Source organism: Nitrospirota bacterium (assembly GCA_016180645.1).
Lineage (GTDB): Bacteria > JACPQY01 > JACPQY01 > JACPQY01 > JACPQY01 > JACPAV01.
The window spans coordinates 36087-60869 of the sequence record JACPAV010000007.1; the positions used below are offsets into that span (position 1 = coordinate 36087).

General features: G+C 60.5%; 30 protein-coding genes. 15 read left to right on the forward strand and 15 right to left on the reverse strand.

The genetic code is table 11. The features are described from left to right. Nucleotides 1-51 precede the first annotated feature (51 nt). The 3 genes from secF to yajC are packed head-to-tail and all read right to left on the reverse strand — an operon-like array spanning nucleotide 52 to nucleotide 2930. Nucleotides 52-960: a protein translocase subunit SecF gene (gene secF, locus HYT87_05840; GenBank protein ID MBI2059277.1), complete on the reverse strand. Its 909-nt coding sequence runs from the start codon at nucleotides 958-960 to the stop codon at nucleotides 52-54. Beyond that, the gene (gene secD, locus HYT87_05845) at nucleotides 960-2624 is read right to left on the reverse strand and encodes a protein translocase subunit SecD (GenBank protein MBI2059278.1); all 1665 of its coding nucleotides are present in this window, start codon (nucleotides 2622-2624) and stop codon (nucleotides 960-962) included. The genes secF and secD overlap by 1 nt, the downstream gene beginning before the upstream one ends. A gap of 12 nt (nucleotides 2625-2636) precedes the next feature. Beyond that, nucleotides 2637-2930, reverse strand: a complete 294-nt coding sequence (gene yajC, locus HYT87_05850) for a preprotein translocase subunit YajC (protein ID MBI2059279.1) — start codon at nucleotides 2928-2930, stop codon at nucleotides 2637-2639. Between the two features lie 200 nt (nucleotides 2931-3130). Here yajC and HYT87_05855 point away from each other — a divergent pair, with 200 nt between their 5' ends. The 4 genes from HYT87_05855 (at nucleotide 3131) to HYT87_05870 (ending at nucleotide 5740) form a co-directional block, all read left to right on the forward strand. Then, a complete protein-coding gene (locus HYT87_05855) occupies nucleotides 3131-3952 on the forward strand; it encodes a phosphatase PAP2 family protein (protein MBI2059280.1) in 822 nt (273 codons plus the stop codon). A 56-nt stretch (nucleotides 3953-4008) separates the two neighbouring features. Next, the gene (locus HYT87_05860; protein MBI2059281.1) at nucleotides 4009-4773 is read left to right on the forward strand and encodes a hypothetical protein; all 765 of its coding nucleotides are present in this window, start codon (nucleotides 4009-4011) and stop codon (nucleotides 4771-4773) included. Between the two features lie 240 nt (nucleotides 4774-5013). Continuing rightward, a complete protein-coding gene (locus HYT87_05865; GenBank protein MBI2059282.1) occupies nucleotides 5014-5253 on the forward strand; it encodes a hypothetical protein in 240 nt (79 codons plus the stop codon). After that, entirely contained in the window at nucleotides 5171-5740 is a 570-nt protein-coding gene (locus tag HYT87_05870; GenBank protein ID MBI2059283.1) for a type II toxin-antitoxin system VapC family toxin, read from the forward strand. Before HYT87_05865 ends, HYT87_05870 begins: the two co-directional genes overlap by 83 nt. Nucleotides 5741-5761: 21 nt before the next feature. On the opposite strand, the gene HYT87_05875 is transcribed toward HYT87_05870, so the two are convergent. Continuing rightward, nucleotides 5762-6157 carry a type II toxin-antitoxin system VapC family toxin gene (locus HYT87_05875; protein MBI2059284.1) on the reverse strand — a complete coding sequence of 132 codons (396 nt, stop codon included), beginning with the start codon at nucleotides 6155-6157 and terminating at the stop codon, nucleotides 5762-5764. Next, nucleotides 6150-6500 (reverse strand): hypothetical protein, encoded by a 351-nt coding sequence (locus HYT87_05880; protein MBI2059285.1) that lies wholly within the window; start codon nucleotides 6498-6500, stop codon nucleotides 6150-6152. The genes HYT87_05875 and HYT87_05880 overlap by 8 nt, the downstream gene beginning before the upstream one ends. A gap of 128 nt (nucleotides 6501-6628) precedes the next feature. Here HYT87_05880 and HYT87_05885 point away from each other — a divergent pair, with 128 nt between their 5' ends. The 5 genes from HYT87_05885 (at nucleotide 6629) to HYT87_05905 (ending at nucleotide 11023) form a co-directional block, all read left to right on the forward strand. Further along, on the forward strand, nucleotides 6629-7237 hold the full coding sequence (locus HYT87_05885) for a TetR/AcrR family transcriptional regulator (protein MBI2059286.1): 609 nt from the start codon (nucleotides 6629-6631) through the stop codon (nucleotides 7235-7237). 66 nt (nucleotides 7238-7303) lie between these two features. Further along, complete coding sequence (locus HYT87_05890; protein MBI2059287.1) at nucleotides 7304-8515, forward strand: acyl-CoA dehydrogenase family protein; 1212 nt, start codon at nucleotides 7304-7306, stop codon at nucleotides 8513-8515. 21 nt (nucleotides 8516-8536) lie between these two features. Further along, a complete protein-coding gene (locus HYT87_05895) occupies nucleotides 8537-8980 on the forward strand; it encodes an SCP2 sterol-binding domain-containing protein (protein ID MBI2059288.1) in 444 nt (147 codons plus the stop codon). 34 nt (nucleotides 8981-9014) lie between these two features. Continuing rightward, the gene (locus HYT87_05900) at nucleotides 9015-10190 is read left to right on the forward strand and encodes an acetyl-CoA C-acyltransferase (GenBank protein MBI2059289.1); all 1176 of its coding nucleotides are present in this window, start codon (nucleotides 9015-9017) and stop codon (nucleotides 10188-10190) included. After that, on the forward strand, nucleotides 10142-11023 hold the full coding sequence (locus tag HYT87_05905) for an alpha/beta fold hydrolase (GenBank protein ID MBI2059290.1): 882 nt from the start codon (nucleotides 10142-10144) through the stop codon (nucleotides 11021-11023). The genes HYT87_05900 and HYT87_05905 overlap by 49 nt, the downstream gene beginning before the upstream one ends. Here HYT87_05905 and HYT87_05910 read toward each other — a convergent pair. From HYT87_05910 to HYT87_05920, 3 genes are all read right to left on the reverse strand, one after another. Next, nucleotides 11012-11248, reverse strand: coding sequence for a CopG family transcriptional regulator (locus tag HYT87_05910; GenBank protein ID MBI2059291.1), 237 nt, complete (start codon nucleotides 11246-11248; stop codon nucleotides 11012-11014). The two genes, HYT87_05905 and HYT87_05910, sit on opposite strands and share 12 nt — an antisense overlap. Beyond that, nucleotides 11229-11498 carry a BrnT family toxin gene (locus tag HYT87_05915; protein ID MBI2059292.1) on the reverse strand — a complete coding sequence of 90 codons (270 nt, stop codon included), beginning with the start codon at nucleotides 11496-11498 and terminating at the stop codon, nucleotides 11229-11231. The genes HYT87_05910 and HYT87_05915 overlap by 20 nt, the downstream gene beginning before the upstream one ends. A 90-nt stretch (nucleotides 11499-11588) precedes the next feature. Then, nucleotides 11589-13235 carry an acyl-CoA carboxylase subunit beta gene (locus tag HYT87_05920; protein MBI2059293.1) on the reverse strand — a complete coding sequence of 549 codons (1647 nt, stop codon included), beginning with the start codon at nucleotides 13233-13235 and terminating at the stop codon, nucleotides 11589-11591. 259 nt (nucleotides 13236-13494) lie between these two features. Between HYT87_05920 and HYT87_05925 the strand changes: the two genes are divergently transcribed. Continuing rightward, entirely contained in the window at nucleotides 13495-14613 is a 1119-nt protein-coding gene (locus HYT87_05925; protein MBI2059294.1) for a PA0069 family radical SAM protein, read from the forward strand. Here HYT87_05925 and HYT87_05930 read toward each other — a convergent pair. Continuing rightward, complete coding sequence (locus HYT87_05930; protein ID MBI2059295.1) at nucleotides 14591-14806, reverse strand: dodecin domain-containing protein; 216 nt, start codon at nucleotides 14804-14806, stop codon at nucleotides 14591-14593. The two genes, HYT87_05925 and HYT87_05930, sit on opposite strands and share 23 nt — an antisense overlap. A 98-nt stretch (nucleotides 14807-14904) precedes the next feature. After that, entirely contained in the window at nucleotides 14905-15990 is a 1086-nt protein-coding gene (locus tag HYT87_05935; protein ID MBI2059296.1) for a histidine kinase, read from the reverse strand. A gap of 122 nt (nucleotides 15991-16112) precedes the next feature. Here HYT87_05935 and HYT87_05940 point away from each other — a divergent pair, with 122 nt between their 5' ends. Beyond that, entirely contained in the window at nucleotides 16113-17486 is a 1374-nt protein-coding gene (locus HYT87_05940) for a sigma-54-dependent Fis family transcriptional regulator (protein MBI2059297.1), read from the forward strand. A 56-nt stretch (nucleotides 17487-17542) separates the two neighbouring features. On the opposite strand, the gene HYT87_05945 is transcribed toward HYT87_05940, so the two are convergent. Then, complete coding sequence (locus HYT87_05945) at nucleotides 17543-17689, reverse strand: hypothetical protein (GenBank protein MBI2059298.1); 147 nt, start codon at nucleotides 17687-17689, stop codon at nucleotides 17543-17545. Nucleotides 17690-17720: 31 nt separating this feature from the next. Between HYT87_05945 and HYT87_05950 the strand changes: the two genes are divergently transcribed. After that, nucleotides 17721-18137 carry a hypothetical protein gene (locus tag HYT87_05950; GenBank protein MBI2059299.1) on the forward strand — a complete coding sequence of 139 codons (417 nt, stop codon included), beginning with the start codon at nucleotides 17721-17723 and terminating at the stop codon, nucleotides 18135-18137. A gap of 27 nt (nucleotides 18138-18164) precedes the next feature. On the opposite strand, the gene HYT87_05955 is transcribed toward HYT87_05950, so the two are convergent. Then, a complete protein-coding gene (locus HYT87_05955) occupies nucleotides 18165-18809 on the reverse strand; it encodes a hypothetical protein (GenBank protein ID MBI2059300.1) in 645 nt (214 codons plus the stop codon). Nucleotides 18810-18979: 170 nt separating this feature from the next. On the opposite strand from HYT87_05955, the gene HYT87_05960 reads away from it, so the two are divergent. Together HYT87_05960 and wbaP are read left to right on the forward strand one after the other, a co-directional pair. After that, nucleotides 18980-19636, forward strand: a complete 657-nt coding sequence (locus HYT87_05960) for a hypothetical protein (GenBank protein MBI2059301.1) — start codon at nucleotides 18980-18982, stop codon at nucleotides 19634-19636. Nucleotides 19637-19765: 129 nt separating this feature from the next. Beyond that, complete coding sequence (gene wbaP, locus HYT87_05965; GenBank protein ID MBI2059302.1) at nucleotides 19766-21178, forward strand: undecaprenyl-phosphate galactose phosphotransferase WbaP; 1413 nt, start codon at nucleotides 19766-19768, stop codon at nucleotides 21176-21178. Between the two features lie 93 nt (nucleotides 21179-21271). On the opposite strand, the gene HYT87_05970 is transcribed toward wbaP, so the two are convergent. The 3 genes from HYT87_05970 to HYT87_05980 all read right to left on the reverse strand — a co-directional run bounded on the left by HYT87_05970 (nucleotide 21272) and on the right by HYT87_05980 (nucleotide 23534). Further along, entirely contained in the window at nucleotides 21272-21787 is a 516-nt protein-coding gene (locus HYT87_05970; protein ID MBI2059303.1) for a DNA ligase, read from the reverse strand. Nucleotides 21788-21796: 9 nt separating this feature from the next. Beyond that, complete coding sequence (locus tag HYT87_05975; GenBank protein MBI2059304.1) at nucleotides 21797-22474, reverse strand: TIGR00730 family Rossman fold protein; 678 nt, start codon at nucleotides 22472-22474, stop codon at nucleotides 21797-21799. Nucleotides 22475-22685: 211 nt separating this feature from the next. Then, nucleotides 22686-23534, reverse strand: a complete 849-nt coding sequence (locus HYT87_05980; GenBank protein ID MBI2059305.1) for an amidohydrolase — start codon at nucleotides 23532-23534, stop codon at nucleotides 22686-22688. Between the two features lie 169 nt (nucleotides 23535-23703). Here HYT87_05980 and HYT87_05985 point away from each other — a divergent pair, with 169 nt between their 5' ends. Beyond that, complete coding sequence (locus HYT87_05985; protein MBI2059306.1) at nucleotides 23704-24774, forward strand: acyl-CoA dehydrogenase family protein; 1071 nt, start codon at nucleotides 23704-23706, stop codon at nucleotides 24772-24774. The last annotated feature ends 9 nt before the right edge of the window (nucleotides 24775-24783 follow it).

Consider the following 24783-nt stretch of genomic DNA (forward strand, 5'->3'; position numbering starts at 1 on the left):
GTCGGGACCGGCGATCCGGCCCCGGTTCAGAGCGGACCGGGGACGGTGAGGCTATCGTCCCGAGATCGCGATCCGTTTCTTCCACACGAGGAGAATCGGACTGGCGATGAAGACCGAGGAGTAGGTGCCCGTGATGACGCCCACGAGCATGGCGAACGAAAAGTCCTTCACGGCCTGGCCGCCGAAAAAGTAGAGCGTGGCCGAGACGAAGAAGACCGTCAGACTGGTAAGGACGGTGCGGGAGAGCGTTTCGTTCACGCTCTTGTTGATGATGGTTTCCATGGGGTCCTTCCGGAGCTTTCGCATATTTTCGCGGATGCGGTCGTACACCACGATGGTGTCGTTCACCGAGAAGCCGATCACCGTCAGGATGGCGGCGATGGTGGTGATATTGGTTTCGAAGCCGCCCAGGAGGAGCGCACCGCCGGTGATCAGGGCGTCATGAATCAGAGCCACCACCGCGCCGAGACCGAAGACCCAGTGGAACCGGAATGCAAGGTAGATCAGGATTCCGACGTTGGCGAAGATGAAGGCGAGGGCGCCCTTCCGGCTCAAATCTCTTCCGACTTTGGGGCCCACGGTTTCCGTCCGACGGACCTCGTAGGGGGCCTCGGGAAAACCGGCCTGGAGCGCGGATTCCACTTTGTCGAGCGACGTCTCGACATCGCCGGCCGCCCCCTTCATCTTGAGCAGGAATTCGGAACCGTGCTCGGAGGCGATGGTCTGAACGCTGAGCTCGGGCAGCCCGGCGACACCCAGTTTCGAGCGAACGTCGCCGATCCCGATCGATTTCTCGAATCGAATCTGGAGCTCGATGCCTCCGGTGAAATCGATTCCGGGATTCAGACCATTTCGCAGGCCGACGCCGCCGAAAGCCGCGGCAATGGCAAGTCCCGAAAAGACAAGACAGATTCGGGTTCTCTTGACGAAATCGATGCTGGTTTTCGGAAAGGAAACCATCAGACGCTTACCTTGCGGATCCCGAATTTATCCATGATGAAATTTTGCAGGGTTCGGCACACGAATACGGCGGTGAACATGTTGGCGAGAAGGCCCACGCTGAGCGTCACGGCGAATCCGCGGATCGGTCCCGTTCCAAACTGGAACAGGATCACCGACGTGATAAGCGTGGTGATGTTGGCGTCCAGAATGGTGAGGAAGGCGCGTTTGTAACCCGCATCCGTCGCGGCCCGCCCCCCCTTGCCCAGGCCGAGCTCCTCCTTGATGCGCTCGAAGATGAGAATGTTGGCATCGACGGACATGCCGATGGTCAGCGCGATCCCGGCGAGGCCCGGCAGGGTCAGCGTGGCCTTGAAGAGCGTGAGGCAGGCCGCGATCAGGGCCAGGGAGAAGCCCACGGCGACGACCGCGATGATTCCCGATAGCCGGTAGTAGAAAAGCATGAAGACGGCCACGAGCGCCGCTCCCACCGCCATGGCGTAGAGGCCGTTGCGGATGGAGTCCTGACCGAGAGAAGGACCGACGATCCGCCGTTCCGCGATCTTGACGGGCGCGGGGAGCGCCCCGGAGCGGAGGACGATCGCGAGGTCGTGCGCCTCATCGGTGCTGAAGCTGCCGGTGATCTGGGCGTGTCCCCCTTCGATCTTTTCGTTGATGCGGGGGGCGGAGTAGACCGTTTCGTCCAGGACGATGGCGAGTTGATCGCCCACGTGCTCGCCCGTGAAGTCCGCGAACAGCTTTCCACCCTTCTTATTAAACGTGAGCGACACGTACGGCACGCTGAACTGATCGAAGTTCACCCGCGCGTCGTCGAGATCCTCCCCGGTCAAGGCCGCCACTTTCCGGACGAGCACGGGAAATCGTGTCACGCGCCCCGTACTCTGATCTTCATCACGCTGGTACAACACTTGGGCATCGTCCGGGATAATTCCCTTGAGCGCCTCATTGAGGAGGTGGATGTCGTCGGTGACTTTCGGATCGGCCTGCGAGGTCTTGGCGATTTCGCTCTGGAGATCCACTTTTCCCATTGCCTCTTGGTCGAGGAGTTTGAAATCGAGTTTCGCCGTTCGGCCGATGATATCTTCCGCGCGGCGGGGATCCTTCAGGCCGGGGAGTTGGATGGCTACCTTGTCGTCGCCCTGCCTCTGGATGGTGGGCTCGGACACGCCGAACGCATCGATTCGGTTCCGCATCATTTCGAGCGATTGATCCATGCTCGACTGCCGGATCCGGAGAGCCTCCGCGCCGGTGAGTTCCAGCTCGAACTCGACTTTGCCTTCCGATGCCGTCAGAGGATTCCGCTTGAAGATCGGATATTCATTTTCGATCAGCGTGCCGAGCATTTTTTCCGAAGCATCGTTGGTGACGATGACGGCGCGCGTGGAGGTCGGTCGCTCCTTGATCTTGAACTCGTAGCTTTTTTCCTGGGCGGCGTTTCCGAGGATTTGCAGGTTACGATCAACGCTGGATGTGAGGGCTTCTTCGAGCTGGACTTCGAGGAGAAGGTACGTGCCGCCCTGGAGATCGAGACCGAGTTTGACTCGGTCCTTGTAAAACTTCCGCTGCCACCAGTCCGGGAGGGGCTGGACCGCGGTCGGGACCAGGAGATACGCGCAGACGAGGACACTGAGAAGAATGAGACCGAAACGGACCGGATAGTTCACGCGGTGAGGAACCTACTTCTTGTCCGCCGGCGCGGCCGTCTTGCCGGAATCCGGCTGTCTCTTCTCTTTGACGACGGAGACTTGGTCGCGATTGACGCGGATGACGACGCGATCGGCGATCTCCAAGTGCAAGATGTCGTCCGTGACCTGCGCGATCCTGGCGTGGATACCCGAGGACGTCACAACATTGTCTCCTTTAGACAGCGATTTGAGCATCTCCTGCTGCTGCTTGGCCTTCTTCTGCTGGGGGCGGATCATGAGGAAGTAGAAGATAACGATGATGAACAGAATGGGCGCCATCGAGATGAGAAGCGCTTCAGGTCCACTCTTCCCCTCGGGAGGAGGGGCCATGCCGGTCAGGAGAGGCAGCGCGGCCAGGGTGACAAGCAAGCGTAATGGGTTCATGTGGGGATCATCCGTAGCACAAACAGGGAGTCAAAACAATCGGAACGTCGGTCGTCTCCGCAGTGGCCCCGAAAGGTCGGCGGGCGTAGAATGCCCGTCCCATGCGCCGCCTTGTCCTTGCGTTGACGGCACTTATCGTGACCTCCCCCTCGGAGGCGCGGGCGGAGGACCTCTTGAAGTACGATGTCCGGATCGACGTGCCCGTGACGCTCCTCGCGACGGGCGGCATCGTCGGCTCGGAGCTATGGAGGAAGTCGCAGGGAGTCAACGAGTGCCGCTGGTGCGGATCGAACGCGCTTGACGAGGCCGTTCGGGAGCGATGGCGATGGTCGGACGACCACGCGGCGAATTGGGCGAGCGATATTGCGGGATTCGGCGCCCTGCCGCTCGCGGCGGCGGGAACGATGGCTTTCGCTGCCCGTCGAGAAGAACGTTTGGGCGAAATGCTTTCAAATGTTCTCATCGTAACGGAATCGACGATGCTGGCGGGCAATCTCAGCCAGACCGTCAAGATCACCGTCCGGCGCGAGCGCCCGTTCGTTCACGCGCTTTCCCAGGAGGACAAGGCGAGAACCGCCAAGCCGCACGACAACAATGCCTCGTTCTATTCGGGGCACGTGAGTTTTGCTTTTGCCCTTGCCGTATCGAGTGGGACTGTGGCCACCTTGCGCGGATACGAAGCGGCGCCCTGGGTGTGGGGAGGAGGCTTGGCCGTGGCGGCCTCCGTACCGTATTTCCGGATGGCGGCGGATCGGCACTATTTCACGGATGGGATGGCGGGGGCCGTCGTGGGCTCCGGCGTCGGATTCGCGGTACCCTATTTCTTCCATCGCCGAAGGGCGGACGAAACCGGACCGAGAATGAGGATTGCGTTCCTGCCGGCGCCGGGCGGCGGGAGAATATCCGCTGGGATGACATGGTAAACATCTTGGAGGACGGCCAAATAAAATCCCCTCCCCCTCGAAGGGGGAGGGTGAGGGTGGGGGTGAAGGTCGGCTTGGTGGGATTCGCCGTCTTGGTGCCACTCACTTGGTCGCCGCCCGCGCGCGCGGAACTTTTCATCGAAGGCTACGGCGGCAAGGCATGGCACTTCCCGGGGCGATTCACCTACGAGACCACCTTTCGAGAAACGAGGGATACCGACGGCGCTCGCGGACAGGTCGATTCCGGTGAAACGGCGAGAGCGAGTGTGGGCGGCGCCGAGTGGGATGACTTCTCGCTCGAACCGCCGATCTACTACGGATACCGCGGGGGATACTTCCTCGCCTCGGCTCCCCGATTCGGTTTGGCTTTCGACCTCATCCACAGCAAAGCGAGGCTGAACCGATTCCCAGCCGCGGATGCTTCATCGTCGGCGGTTCGCCCACCGGCGTTGACGAAATTCGAAATCTCGCACGGACTCAATCTTCTCATGGCCGTGGCGTTCGTCCGCACGGATCCGATGCGGATTCCCAGGAGTCGGTCGATGACTTGGCGAATCTATTCGGGGGTGGGGATTGGCCCGGCGGTCCCGCACCCGGAAGTCGAACTGGCCGGAGTGCTACATCAGGGGTACGAGTTCGATGGGAACGACTGGAGCGGCGAACTGATCGGCGGGCTTCGGCTTCAAATCTGGAAAGGGCTTTCGCTGTATACGGAGTACAAGTTCAGCGGCATTCATCTGGATCTTCGCATCCCCGGCGGCTCGGCCGTCACGAACATCTACTCCCACCACCTCGCCCTCGGCACCGGCTGGTCGTTCTAGTTCCCGCAGGAGGGACGGGTTCACCGCGGGTATCACCATGGGCTACAGATTCTTCCACTTGAGCGCAGATCTTGACAGCGAGTGAGGTCCAGACCGGACCCTATCAGCGCTTGACCTGCACCAATTCCACGGTGACCCCCGCGGCGCGGGCGGCGTCGGCTTGCCATTGGCATCACGTTATCTAGATAACTGGATATACGTCTTGACGGTAGTCTTCCGTTGCGGTAGGCTGCCCGTAGGATGCAGAACAAGGTCGGAACGGTGCTGGAAGCGGGGCTGGTCGCCAAGGCGAAGGAATTGGCCGGACGCAGAGGGTTCACTTTCAGCAAGGTTTTGGAATCGGCGCTTTCCGATTATCTCAGACGGGAGAGAGCGGCGTCGAAAGGTGTGTCTTCCGTTGAGGCCACGTTCGGCGCGATACGCCTGCCTCCCCGCGCGGCCGTCCGGTTGGAAGCGGAGGACCCCTACGGATCTGAGTAGCATTCCTTCCGGGGAAGCCGTCTTCATAGACGCAAACATCTTTCTCTATCACTTTACAGGCGTTTCAAGGGACTGCATGGAGTTTCTGAAGCGATGCGAACAAAAGGAGCTTTCAGGCTGGACGGCGGTCCCGATATTGGCCGAGGTTTGCCACAAATTGATGGCGGCCGAAGCCTTGGCCAAGAAATTCGTGAAGCCGGGCCGGGCCGTCGAGCAACTTCAGCGGAAACCAGGTCTGGTGCGGAAACTATCAGACTACGCCGCGCAAATGGTGGCCCTGCACGGATGGGGCCTCTCGCTGGCGTCTGTGCCGGAGGACCTAATCCTTCGAAGCCAAGTTTTCCGTACTCGGTTCGGCCTTCTGACCAACGACTCCTTTGTTCCCGTCCTGATGCGTGAAGCAGGCGCGAGTTTTCTCGCCACCCGCGACGAGGCTTTCGACAGCTTGCCATCCATCCGATCGGCGCGGCCCACGGACATCGGCTAGCGCCACCCCGGCCGGAGGACTCTAACTCAGCTCGACGCTGACGCCCGCGGCGCGGGCGGCGTCGGCCTGGCGCTGATCGAGAGTCCAGAGGGGAAGATTTCGCACGGAAGCGACGGCGATGAAGCAGGAATCGGTAAAGGAAGTCCCGTGTCGAACCGAGAGATCGAGGGCCGTAGGGAGCCAGGAATCCGTTGGCAACTCCAGGGCGGGAGCAGACCAAACCTCGCGCATCAGCTCAATTTGGACCTCAGCCGGCGTGCTGCGCCGCTTCCGGATGGCATTGCAAACTTCAAAGCGCAACAGCGGGCCTGGAACGACCCATCTGGCCGCGCCGATCTTGGCTGCGATGTTTTCCCACTGCTCCTCGCGGAGCATAAAGGCTGAGACCACGCTACTGTCAGGAACCAACTCAGCCATCGCGGTACTCCCTGATCCATTTTACAACTGTCCCCTTGGGCAGTTCGGGGAGCCCCAGCTCGTCGTTCAAACGATTCACCTCGTCCAACCATCGGCGTTGGTCGGCCAGTTGTTTATCGCGGCGGATTGCGATCTCCGGCAGAAAGCGTGCGGCTTCCTCGAAAGCCTGAGAGAGCGTCTTGTTGTATTGGGCGGCGTATTCCTTCGCGAGTCGAACGGCGTCTTCCGCGACACCGCGTAGGAAGAGATTCCGGGATAGGCGTGGTCCGGGCCACGCCGGTGCGCGTTCGGCCAATTCAGTCCTGGCAGTTTTGGCCTTTCGGTACATGCGCCGTTTTCTCATGGTCAATTCTTGATATCTAGGATATCTCACCTCCAGCAGCGCAGTCAATGGCGACTCAACGAGCAGCTTGACAAACTTGAGCAGGCGGGAAATACTTCCGGGAAGAACGACGCGTCGTTCTAAACAAGATGGCACACAGGGCGATTCAGAAGCACCCCGGGAGACCGGAGACGAGGAAGGAAATCCTCGATGCGGCCCGGTCGGTCTTTTCGGAAAAGGGCTATCACGAGACCCAGATTCGCGACATCATCAAGAAATGCGGATGCGGGATCGGGACGTTCTACCAATACTTCAAAAACAAGGACGAGATCTTTCTCGAGATCGTGGGAAAGGGATCGAAACTGCTACGGGAGGTATTGCACCGCGAAGTGGAAGGGCTGCACGGCGTGGAACCGACGCTCCAACGAGGGCTCAAGGCGTTTCTCGACTTTGTAGAGCGGGAGAGAGCCTATTTTGTGGTGTTGTTCCGGGAGGGATACGTGACGAGTCCCGCTGTTCGCGCGGTAATCAATGAAGCGACGGGCGCCCTTTCGCTTCTCATGCGGGACATGATCCGGCGGGGGATCCAGTCGGGTGAAGTCCGAAAAATGTCGGAGGAGGAAATCGACGTGGTCAGTCAATGCATGATTGGAACGTGCATGTACGCGGCCACGCTCACCGTATCGGGTTACGGTGTGGCAAAGGAAAACATGATCAAGCACATGACGAATACCCTCGTACGGGGGATTCGATCGTGAGGTCCGTGAATCCAGGAACGACGCGTCGTTCGTACGGCGACGCGCCCGTTCCTGAAGGAGGAATCCATGGCGAGTTTTGAGCTGAATGAAATGCAGAAGATGGTGAAGGACGTGATGCACCAGTTCGCGGAACAAGACATCCGTCCCGTTTCCCACGAATACGACGAGAAGGAAGAGATGCCCTGGCCGGTGATGGAGAAAGCCGCGGCCATCGGGCTGGGAACGGCGGAAACCTTCGGCCTCACCAAGAAAAGCAGCAACGGCGGCGGCGATAGCATGGCCGGGGAGGCTCTCAAGGCGGGCGGGCGGTCGTTCCTGGGCGCGATCGTGAGCGAGGAGCTGGCGTGGGGTTGCGCGGGGATCACCAACGCAATCAACGGAAGCGGGCTGGCGGCCGTGCCGGTGGCCGGAATGGGGAACGACGAGCAGAAAGACCTCTTCATTCAATGCATGAGTGGGAAGGATGAGAACGGCCACATGAAAATCGCCGCGATGGCGATGACGGAGCCGAAAGCGGGTTCGGACATCTCATCCATCCAGTGCTCCGCCGTGAAGGACAACGGGAATTACATTCTCAATGGAAGCAAGCAGTTCATCACAAACGGCCACTCGGCGAGTATTTTCGTCGTATGGGCAACCGTCGATCCCAAGGCCGGGCGCGCCGGGCATCGGGCTTTCGTTATTCCGCGAGGTACGAAAGGGCTTGTGCCGGGGCCGAAGGACAAGAAACTCGGAATCCGCGCAAGTGAAACTTCTCCGGTATTTCTGGAGGACTGCAAAGTTCCTGCGGGATGGATGCTGGGCGGAGATCGGGCCGGCTTCGGCGGGGCGAAGAAGATGTTCGATGCGACGCGTCCCATGGTGGCCGCGATGGCGATCGGCATTGCGCGTGCGGCGGTCGAGTACGCCGTGCAGTACGCCACGGAGCGCGAGCAGTTCGGCGCGCCCCTCGCCTCGAAGCAGGCGATCGCGTTCATGCTGGCGGATATGGCGATGTCCGTCGAATCGGCGCGGTTGCTCGTGTGGAAATCCGCGTGGATGGCGGACAAGCAAATCCCGAACGTGAAAGAGGCGTCGATGGGGAAGGCGCTTGCCGCGCAGGTGGCCATGGACGTTACGCTCAAAGCCGTGCAGATCCTCGGGGGCTACGGATTCATTCGCGACTACCCCGTGGAAAAGTGGATGCGCGACGCGAAGATCTTCAACATCTTCGAAGGCACCGGCGAGATCCAGCGCTCGATCGTGGCGAGGGAACTCACCGGAGTGCGCTGCCTGTAGAGCAGACTGGAGCGAGGGATCATGGCTGAAAACGTCATCCGACCCGACTTGACGCCCGAGAAGGTCAAGGAGTGTCTCAAGGCGATTGACTTCCACGACCGGAAAGCCGTGCGCGAAGCGATCTGGGATGCGACTCCAAAACAGGTGTTCGAAATCGTGATCCCCACGGGACACGAGCAACTCAACCGCGGGGGCGCGGAGCCTCTCGAAGAAAACACCGTCGTCCGGTTCGTGGTCGATGGCGACGGCGGCGGCTCGTGGGACATGGAAGTTCGAAAGGGGAAGCTGGTCGTGTCGCCTTCCGGGAACGCTTCCCCGAGGACCACGATCACGATGTCCGCCGAGACCTTCGCCAAGCTCATGCGCGGGCAGACGAGCGGCATGACCGCCTTCATGATGCGGAAACTCAAGGTGGACGGCGATCTCATGCTGGCCACGAAAATCCAGCCGTTGTTGCTGGGCTGAGCCGGCGTCGGCCCAGACGAAAGGAGAAATCAACATGCGAGAGGCAGTCATCGTTTCAACAGCCCGAACGGGCATCGGCAGGGCCTTCCGGGGCAGCCTGAACCTGACGCACGGAGCCACCATGGCGGGGCACGTGATCAAGCACGCGGTGGAGCGCGCGAAGATCGAGCCCCGGGAAGTGGAGGATGTCATTCTCGGATGCGGACTGCCCGAGGGCGGCACAGGGAACAACATCGGCCGCGTGGCGGCGATCCGGGCGGGGCTTCCCGTGGAAACCTGCGGGATGACGCTCAATCGCTACTGCTCGTCCGGTCTTCAGGCCATCGCCATCGCGTCGCAACGCATCATGACCAATGAGGCGGATGTGATTGTGGCCGGCGGAGTGGAATCCATCAGTCTCGTTCAGAACAACCTGAACCTGAGCAATTACGGCGAGCCGTGGGTGGGCGAACACAAATCGGCGATCTACATGCCGATGCTTCAGACGGCGGAAGTGGTGGCCGCGCGGTACAAGGTCTCGCGCGAGGTGCAGGATCAGTACGCGTTTCAGAGTCAGCAGAGAACGGCGGCGGCCCAGGCGGCGGGGAAGTACAAAGACGAAATCGTGCCCTTCACAACGACCATGCTCGTGAAGGACAAGAACACCGGCGCGGAGTCGAATCAGGAGGTGACGCTCTCCAAGGACGAGGGGAATCGGCCCGACACAGTGCTCGAAAAACTGGCGACGCTGCCTCCCGTGGCGGGTGGCACGGTGACCGCCGGAAACGCGAGCCAGCTCTCGGATGGAGCGGCGGCGGTCGTGGTGATGGATTCGAAACTCGCTGAGAAAAAAGGCTTGAATCCGCTCGGTGTCTTCCGCGGGTTCGCGGTCGCCGGCTGCGAGCCGGATGAAATGGGGATCGGTCCTGTGTTCTCCGTTCCCAAGCTGCTCAAGCGCCAGGGACTGAATCTCGACCAGATCGATCTCTGGGAGTTGAATGAGGCCTTCGCGGTGCAGACCGTGTACTGCCGCGACAGGCTGGGCATCAGCAACGAAATCTACAACGTGAACGGCGGTGCGATCTCGATCGGTCATCCGTACGGCATGAGCGGTGCTCGGCAGACGGGACACATCCTTCTGGAAGGGAAACGGCGCAAGGCGAAGCGGGTGGTTGTGACGATGTGCATCGGCGGCGGCATGGGCGCCAGCGGCCTCTTCGAGGTGTTGTAATCGGCTCACCCCAGGCTGAATTCTTCGAACTTCCCGACGTCGGCCTCTCCTACCGCGTCCTGAATCCCGGCGCGACGGGGCTGCCGCTCGTCATGGTCATGGGATGGACGGGGGTGAAGGAGGACTGGGAGTCACTCTCCGATGCCTTGGCCGCCGACCGTCCGGTCCTCATCTTCGACAATCGCGGGATGGGAGAGAGTTCCGTCCCGGATGGCGGCTACACCATGGAGATGCTGGCGGGCGATGCTATGCGGCTCACGGAGCACGTCGGTTGGAAACGGTTTCATCTGCTGGGGATCAGCATGGGAGGCATGATCGCCCAAACGTGCGCGCTCATGAACCCTGATCGGATCGAGAAACTTGTTTTGGCCTGCACTCATTTCGGTGGACGAGGCGTCGTCCAGCCACTGCCCGAAATCCTGGCTGTGTTTCAGGCGGCCTTGGGAGCGAATTCGAAGGTGATCGATGTGCGCGCGTACGTCAAGAATCTGATGCCGGTGAACTACACCGCTGCGTGGGTGAAGGCGAATCCTTCTCGTGTCGAGGAGTTGATCGAGCGGAGCCTTCGGTATCGGCGCTCCAGAAGGGGCATGATGTCCCAGCTCTCGGCGGTGCTGGGTTTCGACGTTTCGGATCGCGTTTCGGCGATTTCACACGAAACCCTTGTCGTTCATGGAACCGGCGACAACCTGATTCCGTATGAGAACGGCGTCCGCCTTTCGAAGAAGATCCCCCGCGCCCGCCTCCATTCCCTCCCGGACGCCGGCCACGTCTTCTGGGACATGGACAACGGCGCCTCCGCCCTCGCCATTCGGGAATTCCTAGGAGCTTGAGCCTGCTCCTTCCTTGAGCCTCTCAGCCAGCCAGAGCTTGATGATCGATTGACGGGTTACCCCGAGCCGGCGGGCTTCCTTGTCGAGGGATTCGACCATCCAAATGGGAAAGTCGACATTCACCCGCTTCTGTTCCCTACCCGGCCTGTGGGCTTTGGACCGGTCAAGAAATCTGGTGACGTCTTCTCCGCGATCGAATCGCTTGTCAAATATCTTCGCTTTCATACAACTCCATTTCCTCCTTTCGGGAGCGCCGCACGCAAATCAACCGGACCTTTTCCCCCCGGTAAGCGATCACGGCCGACCAGACTCTTTCCCCGATTCGGCCGATCACCATCCATCGGGATTCGTCCGACGTCTTCGCCGGGATCTCGATTCGGTCCGGGTCGAGCCACAGCTCTTGGGATTCCACGAAATCGATCCCATGTTTCCTTTCGTTCGATTCGCTCTTCTTCGGATCGAACTCGAACTCCACGGTATAAAATATATACCTTTTCTATTTACCCGTCCATCCCGGTTTTGCGAAGTCGGAATCGGGGGACAGCATTCTCCCTGCTGGGCGCGCTCAAAGGCGGGGTACGCCGAAACTGGTTTCTCGCGTGATTCGCTTCCCGGCCTCCAGGCACGTGTCCAGCACGAACGAGACGACCTTGCGGGTATCCCTGGGATCGATGATGCCGTCGTCCATCAGGCGGGCGCTGCAATACATGGACTCGGAGACGATCTCCAGCCCCTGTTCGATCATGGTTTGACGGGCCTTCAGTTGCTCCCGCGCGGAATCGTCCGGCGTGAAGCCCGTGCGTTTCCATTTCTCCTCCGTGATGATGCCGATCACTTTTGCCGCCTGAGCGCCCCCCATCAGGGCCTGCCGGGCCGTCGGCCACGAAAAAACGAAGTTCGGCTTGAGCGCGCGGCTGGCCATGGCGTAATTGCCGGCCCCGTAGGAATTCCCGAGGAGGACGGTGATCTTCGGCCCCCGAATATTGGCCACCGCCTGAATGAGTTTGGCGCTGTGTTTGACCTGGCCGGACCGCTCCACGTTTTTCCCCACCCAGAAGCCGGTGGTATTTTGCAGAAAGAGCAGGGGCGACCGCGCCTGCTCACAGAGCTGGATGAATTGCGCGGCCTTCAGCGCGCCCTTGGGAGTGATGGGCCCGTTGTTTCCAATGATGCCGCATCGTTTTCCCTCGATTCTGGCGTGTCCGCAGACGGTGTGTTGATCGATGGCCGGATTGAATTCAAACCACTCCGAGCCGTCGACAATCCGGGCGATCACTTCCTGTACTTTGTACATGGTCCGACGGTTGACGGGCGCGAGGCCGATCAGCTCTGAAGGATCGTACTTCGGAGGCTCGATCGCCTCGTCCATGTGGTCAAGCTTGGGGTCCTTTGGGAGTTGAGCGACTATTTCACGCGCGATGCGGATTCCGTCGGCGTCGTCCCCGGCCAGGTATTCACCGGTTCCCGATACGGTGGCGTGCATCTCGGCTCCCCCCAGTTCCTCATGTGTCGTTTCCTCTCCCGTGCCGGCCTTCAGAAGGGGCGGTCCTGCCAGGAAGAGCTGGGTTTTCCCCTTCACAAGAACGATATAGTCCGAAAGCGCGACTTGGTACGCGCCTCCGGCCGTTGCGTTCCCATGGGCGACCGTGATCTGTGGTATGCCCGCTGCGCTCAATTCCGCCTGCTGGCCGTACACCCGCCCCGCGTCCGTGAAATTGGCCGCGGCCCAGGGGTCGCCGGCCGCCGATTCCTGGCCCAAATCCCCGCCGCCGCTCTCATGCAGGGAGACCAAGGGGAGCTTGGCTTGGAAAACGATTTCCTGGATCCGCAGCATCTTCTTGACGTTGACGGAGTTGATCGTTCCTCCCTTGATCGCGAAGTTCCAGACGATGACCATGCATCGCCGGCCCGAGATGCTTCCGATGCCCGTAATGATGTTGCCGCCCGACTTGCTCCCATCGCTGTCGTCGAGCATTCCGTATCCGGCGATCGAGCACAGCTCCAGAAACGGCGCGCCGGGATCCAATAGAAGGGACAGCCTCTCGCGAGGAAGCAACTTCCCCTTTGCGCGCGCCTTCTCCCGGTATCCCGTTTCCGTTTCGAGCTGTTTCTTCTCGACGTCGCGGACTTTTCGGACATAGTCCTCCATGTGCTTCGCATTGGCCGCGAAGGATTCTCCCTTCACATTGATCTTCGATTCGATGACAGGCATGAGTCTTTCTCCTTCCTACCGATTCACCACATTCCGGGCATACGTGCAAATCTTGGACCGACCGCATCTCACGACCTAATCCTAGACGCTCCCGAAATCGGAAATCGGCGAAATCAGGAAATCGGGGGACACCCTACCGATTCTTCCAATCGTGAAATCTGTAGGGTGTCCCCGGATTCACGTAGAGATGGCTGCGACTCTGAAGCCGATCCATCTCCCATGGGGGCTTGAACCCCGCCGTGAGTTAGCATACATTAGTATGGTCATGGGAATGGAGAGATCTACTGTGGCTCCGGGCATTCGGCGGGGTCGGGGGGCGGCGACGAATGAGACGGGCCGGTACGAGGCGGTTCGAGCCGAGGCTTTTGACGATGGGTGGGGTCCGGACGAGCCGGGGCCGCCGCCGCTGAAAACCAGCGTTACTGAAGATCGATCCCGCTCCGTGATCACACGCAATGATTCGCCCGATGTGCCGTTCAAACAGTCCATCAACCCTTACCGGGGATGCGAGCACGGCTGCGCCTACTGCTTCGCCCGGCCCACGCATGCCTACCTCGGATTCTCACCCGGACTCGATTTCGAAAGCCGCTTGTTCGCCAAGGCCGATGCGCCTGAAGTTCTCCGCCGGGAACTCCGGAAACCCGGCTATCGCTGTTCCACCATCGCCATGGGAACGAATACCGATCCGTACCAACCCATCGAGCGGGAGTGGATGATTACCCGAGGCATCTTGGAGGTGCTTTCGGAATGCGGACACCCTGTCAGTATTGTCACGAAGTCGGCATTGGTAGAGCGCGACATGGACATCCTTTCGTCCATGGCCAAGCGGCGATTGGCCGAGGTGACTCTTTCGGTGACGACGCTGAACAAAGATCTCGCTCGCCGACTCGAACCGAGGGCGGCCGCGCCGTGGAGGCGAATTCAGACGCTGCGAGCACTGAAGGAGAACGGCGTTCCATGCGGAGTACTCGTCGCACCCGTCATCCCCGGCCTCACGGATTCAGAAATGGAATCGATTCTCGAGGAGTGTACGAACGCGGGCGCCCGGTGGGCGGGATTCCAGCTCCTTCGTTTGCCCATGGAAGTGAAAGGTATTTTCTCCGAGTGGCTTCAGGCCAACGAGCCGGGGAAGCGGGAACACGTGCTCAACCTCATTCGGGAGACACGCGGCGGCCGACTCACCGATTCAGATTTCGGCGTGCGTCAAACCGGGACCGGGCCCTACGCGGAAATGCTCCGGAAAAGATTCCATCTCGCCTGCACCCGTTTGCACCTGAACGAGGCGGGCGACGAGATCGACATCACCGAATTCCGACCACCCGGCAGGGCGGGTGATCAGATGGGGCTATTCCAGGTCAGTCCTTCTTCGAATACTTGAACGAGACGTTGACGCGCGCGCGGTAGGCGTTGACCTTCCCGTTCGCCATCGTTACGTCCAGCTTGGTGACCTCGCCCACGCGAAGGTCTTTGAGCGACTTACCGGCCATTTCCAGGGCGGTCTTCACCGCATCTTCCCAGGATTTGCTGCTGGTGCCCACGAGTTCGATGATCTTGTACACGCTTGAAGACATGGTTCCTCCTTTTGTTTGCCTACCCATTGTCCATCATTCAGATCAAGACTCAACTGAAAACGCGTGCGGTGGATCGGGCCGTTCCTGTGAAGGGCCGCCTACAGGACCGCTCCGCGATCCGCCGGTAGGACCACGCGGAACGTGGAGCCGACGCCCAGTTGGCTCTCTGCCTCCAGCGTTCCTCCCATGCGTTCCACGATGCGGTAGGAGAGATAGAGGCCCAGCCCCATTCCCTTCCCCGCGGGCTTTGTGGTGAAGAAGGGTTCGAACAAATGCGGCATGTGTTCGGCGGCGATGCCGGCTCCGGTGTCTTCGATCTCGACTCTCACCGTGCCGTTTGATTCCCGGGTTCGGAGCCGAATGGTTCCCTGCGTCGAGATCGCCTGGGCGGCGTTCAACAGAAGATTGAGAAACACTTGAGTGAGACGGCGGGGCGCGCAGGGGATTTTGGAAACGCTACCGTACTCCTTCGCGATTTCGGCTTTGTGTCGAAGTTCATTGGCCATGATTCCCAGGGCGGAGTCGAGTATGGCGTTGATGTCCGTCGGCTCGATTTCGCTTTCATCCACGTGGGCGAACTCGCGGAGGTCCGACACGATCTTCGAGATTCGGTCGGCCCCTTCGTGCGATTCCCGAACGAGGTCCCCCAGATCCCCGGTGATCCGATCCATCTTCTCCGACTCGCGAATTCGGCGGATGTCGGCGAGCGATTCCTGGAGATCGCCCTGGGGTAACCGGCCCGCCCTGTCCTCCAGGGTTCGATACGCCCGCAACACGGTGATCAGGCTGCGAACGTATCGGGCCAGCACGGCGAGGTTGTTCTGGAGAAAGGCCATGGGATTGTTGATCTCGTGCGCGATGCCCGCCGTGAGCGTTCCGAGGGAGACCAATTTCTCCGCTTGAATGAGCTGCGATTCGTGGGAGCTCAGAAGCTCCAGCGCCGCCTGGCGTTCCTCGAGAATCCGGTTCACGGCCCGCGCGAGATCCTGAAGATGAAGCGGCGCGTCCGGGTCCAATGTCAGCCTCGCGGCGGGGCCTTTTCGGGCCAAGGTGTTCAGGGCGTCGATGAGCGACTGGATTTCCTTCGGATGCCGAGGGCCGCGGCGACGATCGGCGGGAGGGATTTCGGATGACGCGGGCGGCTTCCGACCCCGCGCCGATGCGCTCGATTTCCGCATCCCCATGCCCGCAACTATGCCATAACCGCCTGTCATTTTCCTCCCGCCTCGAGTGAAGGCGGCGCGTTTCCATCGGTGTTGCTCCGCCCGCTCGCGGTGTATACTCTGCGCATCGTATGGGAGGAGCGATGGAGACACTCTTGGTGATCGATGATGAGCGAAACATCTGCACCTCCCTCGCCCGTCTCTTCGAGCCGGAAGGTTACCATGTCGCCTGGGTCACCGAGGCCCGGGAAGCCCTCCCGAAGTTCCACGAAGTCCATCCTCACGGTGTGTTATTGGACCTCAAAATGCCGGAACTGGACGGCCTGCAGGTGCTCGAAGCGCTGAAGGCCTCGGACGCCGGCGTTCCCGTGGTGATCATGACCGCCTACGGTACGGTGAAATCGGCGGTGGACGCCATGAAGAAGGGGGCCTACGACTACATTCTCAAACCGTTTTCCGAGGATGAGATCCGGCTGGTGGTGGCCCGGGCGCTCGAGACGCATCGGCTCCGAAGAGAAGTGGGCGAACTGAAGGCGAAGTGGTCGAAGCAGTTCGAGCTTGAGGCGCGGATGGGATCGAGTTCCGCCGTGCAGGCCGTGATCCGTCAGGTGAATGCCGTGGCCGCCACGGACACCACCGTGCTGCTGATGGGGGAGAGCGGCACGGGAAAGGAACTGGTGGCGCAGGCGATCCACGAGCGCTCGGCAAGACGGGAAAAGCCGTTCGTTCCGGTGGACTGCGCGGCGCTCCCGGAAAATCTCGTGGAGGCGGAACTCTTCGGGCACGAAAAGGGCGCGTATACCGGCGCCGTCACCTCCGAAATAGGGAAGGTGGAGATGGCCGATGGCGGGACGTTGTTCTTCGACGAGATCGGGGATCTCACCGCCAAGTTGCAGCCGAAACTGCTGCGATTCCTCGAGACGCGGAGGTTCATGCGACTGGGCGGGCGGAAGCAGGAAACGGCAAACGTTCGTATCGTCGCCGCCACCAACGCGCCGCTGGACAAGCTCGTTCGGGAGAAGACGTTTCGGGCCGATCTTTTCCATCGATTGAATGAGTTCCCCATTCTCCTTCCGCCCCTGCGCCATCGGAAGGAAGATTTGGCCGCCATCGCGCGCGGCTTTCTGCCGGACGTGGCTTCCCAATGCGGGAAGAAACGGCTGGAGATTTCGGCGGACGCGTTGAAGAAGCTGAAGTCGCATGCGTGGCCTGGGAATGCGAGAGAGCTGCGAAACGTCCTCAAACGGGCGGGTGTGACCTCGGCGGAGCGGATCGAGGCGGCGGACATTGTCCTCGACGGAACCGGCGAAATGGCGGAGGAAAGTTCTCGGTCCGTACGAATTCAGATTGAGGCCGGCCGGCCTCTGAAGGAAATCACGGACACGGCACTCCGGGACGTGGAGCGCGAGGCGATCCGGGAGGCAATGGAGCAGTCCGGGGGGCATCGCGGGAAAGCGGCGTTCCTCCTCGGGATCGACGCAAAAACGCTCTACAACAAACTCCGCGGCATCGGCTGAACCGGTCCGGTCGGGCGGCACCTCCCGAATTCAGGTCCGGATTCCCGTGCTTTCGGTCACTCCATCGTCCGTTCGGAGCCGGAGGATTGTTCGGCGGCCCGGCCGAACGGACGGGACGTCCATCCGACAACGGTGAGCACCCGGATTTCTCCGTCTTCTCGGGTGGATTCCAGCGCTCGGAAAAACACACCCCTTGCGCCCATCACTGGCACGGTTTCTGCGTATCCACTCAACATGAGATTCACCATCATGATTCGAAACCTGCTCGGTGCGTCGGAACCTCTCGGGAGCGCAGGGTTTCCCATCCTTCATCATCCGTTACTCTACCGGAGCGAACAGGCGCTGGCGGCCAACGAATACTCCGGCCCCAGACGATCGGGCTGGCGTCGACTGGTCCGTGAGATACGCCGATACCCGCGATTCTATTTCATGTCCGGCGTGCTCACCGGGCTGATCAGCTTCTTCGTGGTGAGCTGGTGGGTGGGCCAGGGACCGGCGGAGATTCGATCGGCGTCCGCTCAGAGTCTGGTGGCGTCTGCCACTGAAGTGGACGTGGATGCGCTCATCCAAGCCCAGCTCGTGATCAATCAGGCGTTGGCTCAGATGTACACGCGGCAGCAGATGGGAACCGGAAGACTCCCCCCGCGTTAGGTCCGATCCGGCCGACGCGGCGGGAACCTACCTCGGACCGGGCGCGACGCGAACCCCGCCTCGAACCCCGCCTCGAACGCCAAGCGAAACCTGGATCGACGATCCGGCGGGCGGAAATGTGGCCCCCTTGGCACTGAAGCTGTGGGTATCTGACGCGGCATTGGGCAACGAGGCATTTGTGACCACCCCGAACGGGCAGGAGGTTGCGCACATCCGGTGTCCCGGGGATTGTCCGGCCTGCTGCTTGTTGTTGCCGGTAAATCGGAGGTCGACCGTGCCGCTGCTCGGAGCCGAGCCGGAGGAGATGGCGAGAAGCTCCGCAACGGAGATGGTTTGAACTTTTCCCTGGGCGTCGGTCCAGCTCACTACGGCGTCCATCTCGGTGCCCTGATCCATCAGGGCACTTCTCCAAGCATCGCCATTCAGATCGGACTCATCATATCCGGGCCGGGCGCCGATCGATTGAACTCCATCGTACATGGCCTGCCAGTCCATGTCGGTGGCGAACAAGGCACTCTTCGCCGCCTCGCCGGAAGCAACGATGAAATGAGGAGACTCCGAAACTTCACCCATCCTCGCTTCAAATTGGAGAGTCTGCGGTTTCTCGTCGTCGCTGCATGTTGAAAGGAGCGGCAGCAGCATCACCGCTGCCGTCATTCGCCAATTTCTCATTCCCATCGTAACCCCCAATCTCAGTTCCACTTGTTCCGCCCGATCCGCCAAGTCACCGTCCTTCCGTCACCCCATGTGGATCTGGGTAGCCCCATCATACCTTGACTACGGCGGTCGTCAAATGCCCGTTTGATTTGCAATGGGGAGTCCGAATAGGCAAACTTCAAACCATGGCAGATCGGTGGATGAAATCCGTATCGTTATACGTGCTCTTGGCCATCTTCGTCTCGTGCGGGGGCGAGGGAGATGCCCCATCGGGAGCCGCGAAGAACACGAGCGAGATTACCTTTCACGCGCCGCTCGACGCCACTCAGGCGTCCGTGGCTTCCCTGGTTGAGAGCAAAGGCCAGAACCTGGCGGCGGATTTTCAAGTCGATGGAAACACCCTCAACAGCGGCGTGCGCGGGGGTGTGCGTGGCGGAGTTCGCGGCGGCATACGGGCGGCCGCTCCGAGGGGCCAGTCCGCCGCGGCGGACTACGCGTGGGAAGTTTCATTTCCTCTTTCACAGCAAGCCACCGTCGAGAAGGGCTCGCATACCGTGGGCATCCTGGTATTTGCGGAAGACAAGCCGCACATCCGGTTGCTCAAGTCGGAGACCACCACGAGTCTGAGCATCCGAAGCGGATCAGCCGAAGTGGAAGAGACCGAGTCGGCAACGGTGGCACTGATCACGGACTCGGGCCGGAAGGTGCCGAACATCATCAACCTGGCCGCCGGAATCGATCCCACGTCTTCCGCGCCGGACGCGACCCAAGCCCAGATCGAAAAAATCCTCGCCGACGGCTCCCTCGTCCTTCCGACCGTTCCCGCCGGAAAGAAACCATAGTCCGATTCCGAACCTGGATCGTGAGGTGGCGGCGGCCGTGCGGTTCGGGTTCAATCACCGCCTCTCTTCCAAATCGGCCGAGGAGTGCTAAGATTTCCCGCGATGTTCAGGCCCAAGAAAGCTGCGTGTGTGATTGCCCTCGTTTTTGCGGACCTCTTCGTCCTCTGGGCCATCTGGTATTTCAACTACTGGGTCCGCAGAGAGATCCTTCCGCAAGCCTTCTTTCGAATCGGCCTGTCGCTGCCGCAAAACACCCCTGAGTGGTCACACTACTGGCGATACTACTACTTCATCTTCCTCTGGCCTCTGATCTTCATGTACCTCGGCATCTACACCAAACGGTACCTCTTCTGGGACGAGGTCAAGCAGGTCCTGAAAGGGACGACCGCGGTTTTCCTCACCCTGATCGCGCTCCTGTTCATGACGAAGCAGTCGAGGGAATACTCCCGATCCATTCTCGTATACTCCTATTTCATGAGCTTGATCGCGCTGCCCGCCGTTCGATTCGGGCTGAAATCGTATTTTGTGAAGATCCGCTGGTGGACCAAGAACGTGGTGATCCTTGGCGCGGCGAAAACCGGCGAACTGGTCGCGCAGGGATTGGCGCGACATGCCTATCTGGGCTACATGCCCGTGGGCTTTTTGGATGACGATCCGGCGAAACAAGGCAAAACGATCGCCGGTCTCACGGTGATCGGCCCGCTGGAACGACTCCCCGCGGTGCTGGAGGAAAGGCGCATCAAGGACATCGTCATCGCCATTCCGACGCTTAATCGAAACCGGCTCACCCAGCTGATCTCGTGGAGCGAGGACCGGCTGGACAGCATCAAGGTTGTCCCGGATTTTTTCGGGCTGGCCACGTCCGGCGCGGAAACGCAGGCGCTCGACAGCGCGCTCATGATCAACATGAAGAACAACTTGAACAAGCGGCTGAATCAGGGATTGAAGCGCGCGTTCGACCTTCTGCTGGGTTATGTGATGCTGCTGGTGTTGATCCCGGTGCTGGCCCTCGTAGCCCTCCTCATCCGCCTCGATTCGCCGGGGCCGATTATTTACGGCCATCGCCGGATGGGTCAAAACGGCCGGAAATTCTGGTGCCTCAAGTTCCGCACGATGGTCGAGCGGGCGGATCAGATGCTGCAGGATCATTTGGCCCAAAATCCCCAGGCCCAACGCGAGTGGGATGCAAACTTCAAACTGCGCGAAGACCCGCGCGTAACGCGTCTCGGCGGTTTTCTCCGGAAGTACAGCATCGATGAGCTGCCGCAACTTCTGAACGTGCTCCGTGGCGACATGAGCCTCATCGGCCCCCGCCCCATCGTGGAAGGGGAGATTCCGAAGTATCAAGCGGACATCGACATGTACTACAAGGTTCGTCCCGGCATCACGGGAATTTGGCAGGTAAGCGGGCGGAACGACGTGGACTACGGGGAGAGGATCAAGCTGGACTCCTGGTATGTGCGAAACTGGAGCCTCTGGCTGGACACGGTCATCCTGCTCCGCACGATCCGGACGGTGCTCGGCCGTGAGGGGGCGTATTGAGAAGAGGCGGTCAGCATTCAGCGGTCAGCTCCCAGCGGGAGTTTCCGAGAATTCTTCTTTTCCGGAAGCTGATGGCTGAACGCTGACTGCTCTCTACCCACACCGATACGGTTTGATCTTTCCCTCTCGGTAGAGGTTTTCGATCCCCTCGATGGTCTGATCGGAGAGGGCCGACTCGGGCCGTTCGGCCACGATCTCACCGCCCTTTCCGGCGTGGGCGTCCTTTTTCTTCATCAAGAGCCAGTTCTTCTCCTGGTTCTTGAGTCTGAAGAGCCCGAACGCGCCCTTGAGCTTCTTGCCGTCCAACTCAAACTCCAATCGTCCCTTCTTCAAATCCGATCTCAAATCTGAAATCTGAGATTTGAAATTGACGATGCCCGTGTCCCACACGATCACCGGCCCGGCGCCGTACTGCCCTTCCTCGATCACGCCCTCGAATGTGGCGTAGTCCAGGTCATGATCGTCCACCTGCACGGCGAGCCGCTTCACGGCAGGATCGATCGAGGGCCCCTTGGGAATCGCCCACGACTTGAGGACGCCGTCGATTTCAAGCCGGAAGTCGTAGTGGAGAGTGGTGGCTTTATGCTTCTGAACGGTGAAGAGGGGCAAGGAAAGGGATCAGGCCTCCGCTCTCCGGGTCCCCCGACCGTTGAGCAGGTGCCGCTTGACCATGGCAACGGCCTCCGCGGGAGACTGCGCCAGATTCACCAGCCGGTAGTCGCCGTCCCGAATGAGGAGTTCTTCGCCGAAGACGGCAAAAACGCGGTTCCAGAAATCGCCGAGGAGGATGATGGGTTTCTTGACGATCCCTGCCTGGCGGAGCGACCAGATGAGTGTCAATTCCGTGAGCGTCCCTACGCCGCCACGAAGCACGACAAAGGCGTCCGCCATCGAAATGAATCGCTTGAGCCTCTTGTAGATCTCGGGATGGTGGAAGACCCTGTCCAGATAGCGGTTGGGCTTGTAGTCCTTGAACTCCTCTGTGGTGAGGCCGGCGGTGGGACCCCCGGCTTCCCTCGCGCCGCGCGAAACGGCTTCCATGCTGCCCTGGTAGCCTCCCGTGATGACTTGGAATCCGGCTTCAGCGAGCATCCGGCCCAGCGAGCGCGCATCGCGGTAGTTGGGATCGCCGTCGGACGTCAGAGAGCCGCAGAAAACAGCCACCGTCTTGATCTGACCTCCACGATGGGGGAAATGTCGCGGGAGGGCAGGAGCCCGGAGCGACCGACCTCCACGATGGGGGAAATGTCGCGGGAGGGCAGGAGCCCGGAGCGACCGACCTCCATTTCGTTTCATGAATGACCTCCTTGGAGATGGGGATGAAGCATGGTCTTTCGGGAGGGGAAAAAGCGACCTTTCAGCCCAAGTACCATTTTCAGAAATTACCCCTTAGAGGATTATTGTAGCCCGGAATGGCGGCAGGGTAAAGCGGCGCGGGTCACCATGAAAGTTCCATTCGCCGTCCTTGGAGCCTTCGCGGAAAGGGCGGCGCGGGCGAGCGATGGATCTATAGCTTGAAAACGTCCCGCGCGGTCTTCCACAAGAGGGCGTCGCATGCCTCCGGCTTGAGATCGAGCTTCTCGACCTGATCGAGGGTCTCCGTGTGGAGGAGAATGGGGTAGTCCGTTCCCCACATTACCTTGCCGATTCCTCGGGAATTCATGAATTGTACAAGCTTGGGGTCCCAATACTTCGGCGCGTGCGCCGCGCAGCCAATGAAGACGTTTTTATGCTTCCAGGAGACGGCCACCAATTCTTCCACCCACGGCCAGCCCGTGTGCGAGGCGACGAATTTCAGTTCAGGGAAGTAGAGGGCGATGTCGTCGATGTAGATTGGCCGCCCCATCTCGGAGGGCATCCGCTCCGCCGAGTGGCCCACCTGCGCCACCACCGGAACGCCCAGTTCTTCGCATTTGGCGTAGAACGGCCACACGTCCCGTCCATTCAGCGGTACGTTGAAACCGAAGGGGTGAAAAAAGACGCCCTTGAAATTGTAATTGCGCACGAGGCTCTCGATTTCCTTCACGCCCCTCATGCGCTGGTACGGGTTCAGGCGGGCGATGCCGTAGAAACGGTCCGGGTACTTCTCCGTGAGCGGAATCACGTCCTCGGGATCCACGGTATGAACCGAACCGGGAAAATCGTACGATCCCAGTGCGGAAATCGGGATCAGCACCTTGTCGATTCCGGCGGCGTCCAGGACATCGATGAACGCCTCGGGAGAATGGCCCTTGATCCGATCCTCGATGTTCCACCATTTGAGTACGGAGCCGACTTCGGGATTGTCGAGGAAGATCTTCTTCAACCCCTGCGGTGTGAAGACGTTGCAGAAGTAATCGATGACTTTCGCGGTCACGATGGGGAAGCTACCACACGGCCGAGCCCGTCGCCAAGGCGCTCGTTCGCCGTCAGGACCTTGCATGGGCGCCGATCCGTTGACATTGCACGTCGGCCGAGCGGTAGGGGCGAGGCATGCCTCGCCCCTACACCTTCACGCCGGGTTATGATAGGGGATTTGGAAGGCGATGGAATCAACATCGGAACGGAAACTGCTTCAGGAATCGCTCGCGCGTTTGCTGAAGGAGCGATGCGGCATCGAGAAGGTGCGGGGGTTCATCAAGAGCGGTGAACCGGACGGCGGCCTCTGGAAGGAGTTGGGTGAAATGGGCTTCCTGGGCCTGCTGGCGCCCTCGGAGTTGGGCGGCATGGCGGGCTCGCCGGCGGACCTTCTCGCCGTACAGTCCGAGATGGGGCGGCGACTCGTTCCACTTCCGTACCTTCAGCACGTTGCTGCGATCTACCTTTTGTCTCAAACCGGCGCGAAGGCGTCCTCGGACATTCTCAGGAAGGCGATTTCCGGCGAGGTGAGACTTTCCCTACCCCTCGGAGCCGATTCGCTCCGATGGTGCGCGAAGGGCACGGGAAAGTCTCCGGAGAAACATCTGCTGCCCTTTGGTCCGGCCGTGGACCACGTCGTCGGGGCTGCGGCCGAACGCGGGAAGGTCGAGGTCCGGTTGATTCCATCGGCCGGCAAGGGGATCGTGCTCAAGAGAGTGGACTCGATCGACCTGACGCATCCCCTTTACACATTCAAGTCGTCGTCGAAAACATCGACGGATCTGCGGTTCCAGGTTCCAAAGGACAGATGGGCAAAGGTCCTGGCCGAAACGGATCTCCTTACGACGGCCGCCGTATGCGCCGAAATCCTGGGGGGCGCGGAGGAAGCGCTTCGACTCACCATCGAGTACACCAAGGCGCGCACGCAGTTCGATCGCCCTATTGGGACATTTCAAGCGGTACAGCACAAAGCCGCCAACGCCGGTGTCCTGCTTGAAGGGATTCGATCCTACGTGGCGCAGGCCTCGGTCTTGGTTTCCTCGAACAGTCCCGGCCGCAAGAGAGCCGTTCAGATGGCCAAGGCGTACGCGTCGGACGCCTATCTCAGGATCGCGGAGACCGGTCTCCAACTCCACGGCGGCATCGGCTATACGTGGGAGCACGACATCCACCTGTACCTCCGCCACGCGAAACGGTGCGGGCAGTCGCACGGCGATCCATCCAGCCTCCGCGAACTCCACGTGCAGGCCATCCGGTAAGTCCACCGG

Bases quoted from the DNA above. Each gene is read 5' to 3' on its own strand.
- secF (MBI2059277.1), bottom strand. From the start codon at position 960: ATGGTTTCCTTTCCGAAAACCAGCATCGATTTCGTCAAGAGAACCCGA.
- HYT87_05855 (MBI2059280.1), top strand. From the start codon at position 3,131: ATGCGCCGCCTTGTCCTTGCGTTGACGGCACTTATCGTGACCTCCCCC.
- HYT87_05865 (MBI2059282.1), top strand. From the start codon at position 5,014: ATGCAGAACAAGGTCGGAACGGTGCTGGAAGCGGGGCTGGTCGCCAAG.
- HYT87_05875 (MBI2059284.1), bottom strand. From the start codon at position 6,157: ATGGCTGAGTTGGTTCCTGACAGTAGCGTGGTCTCAGCCTTTATGCTC.
- HYT87_05880 (MBI2059285.1), bottom strand. From the start codon at position 6,500: ATGAGAAAACGGCGCATGTACCGAAAGGCCAAAACTGCCAGGACTGAA.
- HYT87_05885 (MBI2059286.1), top strand. From the start codon at position 6,629: ATGGCACACAGGGCGATTCAGAAGCACCCCGGGAGACCGGAGACGAGG.
- HYT87_05890 (MBI2059287.1), top strand. From the start codon at position 7,304: ATGGCGAGTTTTGAGCTGAATGAAATGCAGAAGATGGTGAAGGACGTG.
- HYT87_05895 (MBI2059288.1), top strand. From the start codon at position 8,537: ATGGCTGAAAACGTCATCCGACCCGACTTGACGCCCGAGAAGGTCAAG.
- HYT87_05900 (MBI2059289.1), top strand. From the start codon at position 9,015: ATGCGAGAGGCAGTCATCGTTTCAACAGCCCGAACGGGCATCGGCAGG.
- HYT87_05910 (MBI2059291.1), bottom strand. From the start codon at position 11,248: ATGAAAGCGAAGATATTTGACAAGCGATTCGATCGCGGAGAAGACGTC.
- HYT87_05920 (MBI2059293.1), bottom strand. From the start codon at position 13,235: ATGCCTGTCATCGAATCGAAGATCAATGTGAAGGGAGAATCCTTCGCG.
- HYT87_05925 (MBI2059294.1), top strand. From the start codon at position 13,495: ATGGTCATGGGAATGGAGAGATCTACTGTGGCTCCGGGCATTCGGCGG.
- HYT87_05930 (MBI2059295.1), bottom strand. From the start codon at position 14,806: ATGTCTTCAAGCGTGTACAAGATCATCGAACTCGTGGGCACCAGCAGC.
- HYT87_05935 (MBI2059296.1), bottom strand. From the start codon at position 15,990: ATGGGGATGCGGAAATCGAGCGCATCGGCGCGGGGTCGGAAGCCGCCC.
- HYT87_05940 (MBI2059297.1), top strand. From the start codon at position 16,113: ATGGAGACACTCTTGGTGATCGATGATGAGCGAAACATCTGCACCTCC.
- HYT87_05945 (MBI2059298.1), bottom strand. From the start codon at position 17,689: ATGGGCGCAAGGGGTGTGTTTTTCCGAGCGCTGGAATCCACCCGAGAA.
- HYT87_05950 (MBI2059299.1), top strand. From the start codon at position 17,721: ATGAGATTCACCATCATGATTCGAAACCTGCTCGGTGCGTCGGAACCT.
- HYT87_05955 (MBI2059300.1), bottom strand. From the start codon at position 18,809: ATGAGAAATTGGCGAATGACGGCAGCGGTGATGCTGCTGCCGCTCCTT.
- HYT87_05960 (MBI2059301.1), top strand. From the start codon at position 18,980: ATGGCAGATCGGTGGATGAAATCCGTATCGTTATACGTGCTCTTGGCC.
- HYT87_05975 (MBI2059304.1), bottom strand. From the start codon at position 22,474: ATGAAACGAAATGGAGGTCGGTCGCTCCGGGCTCCTGCCCTCCCGCGA.
- HYT87_05985 (MBI2059306.1), top strand. From the start codon at position 23,704: ATGGAATCAACATCGGAACGGAAACTGCTTCAGGAATCGCTCGCGCGT.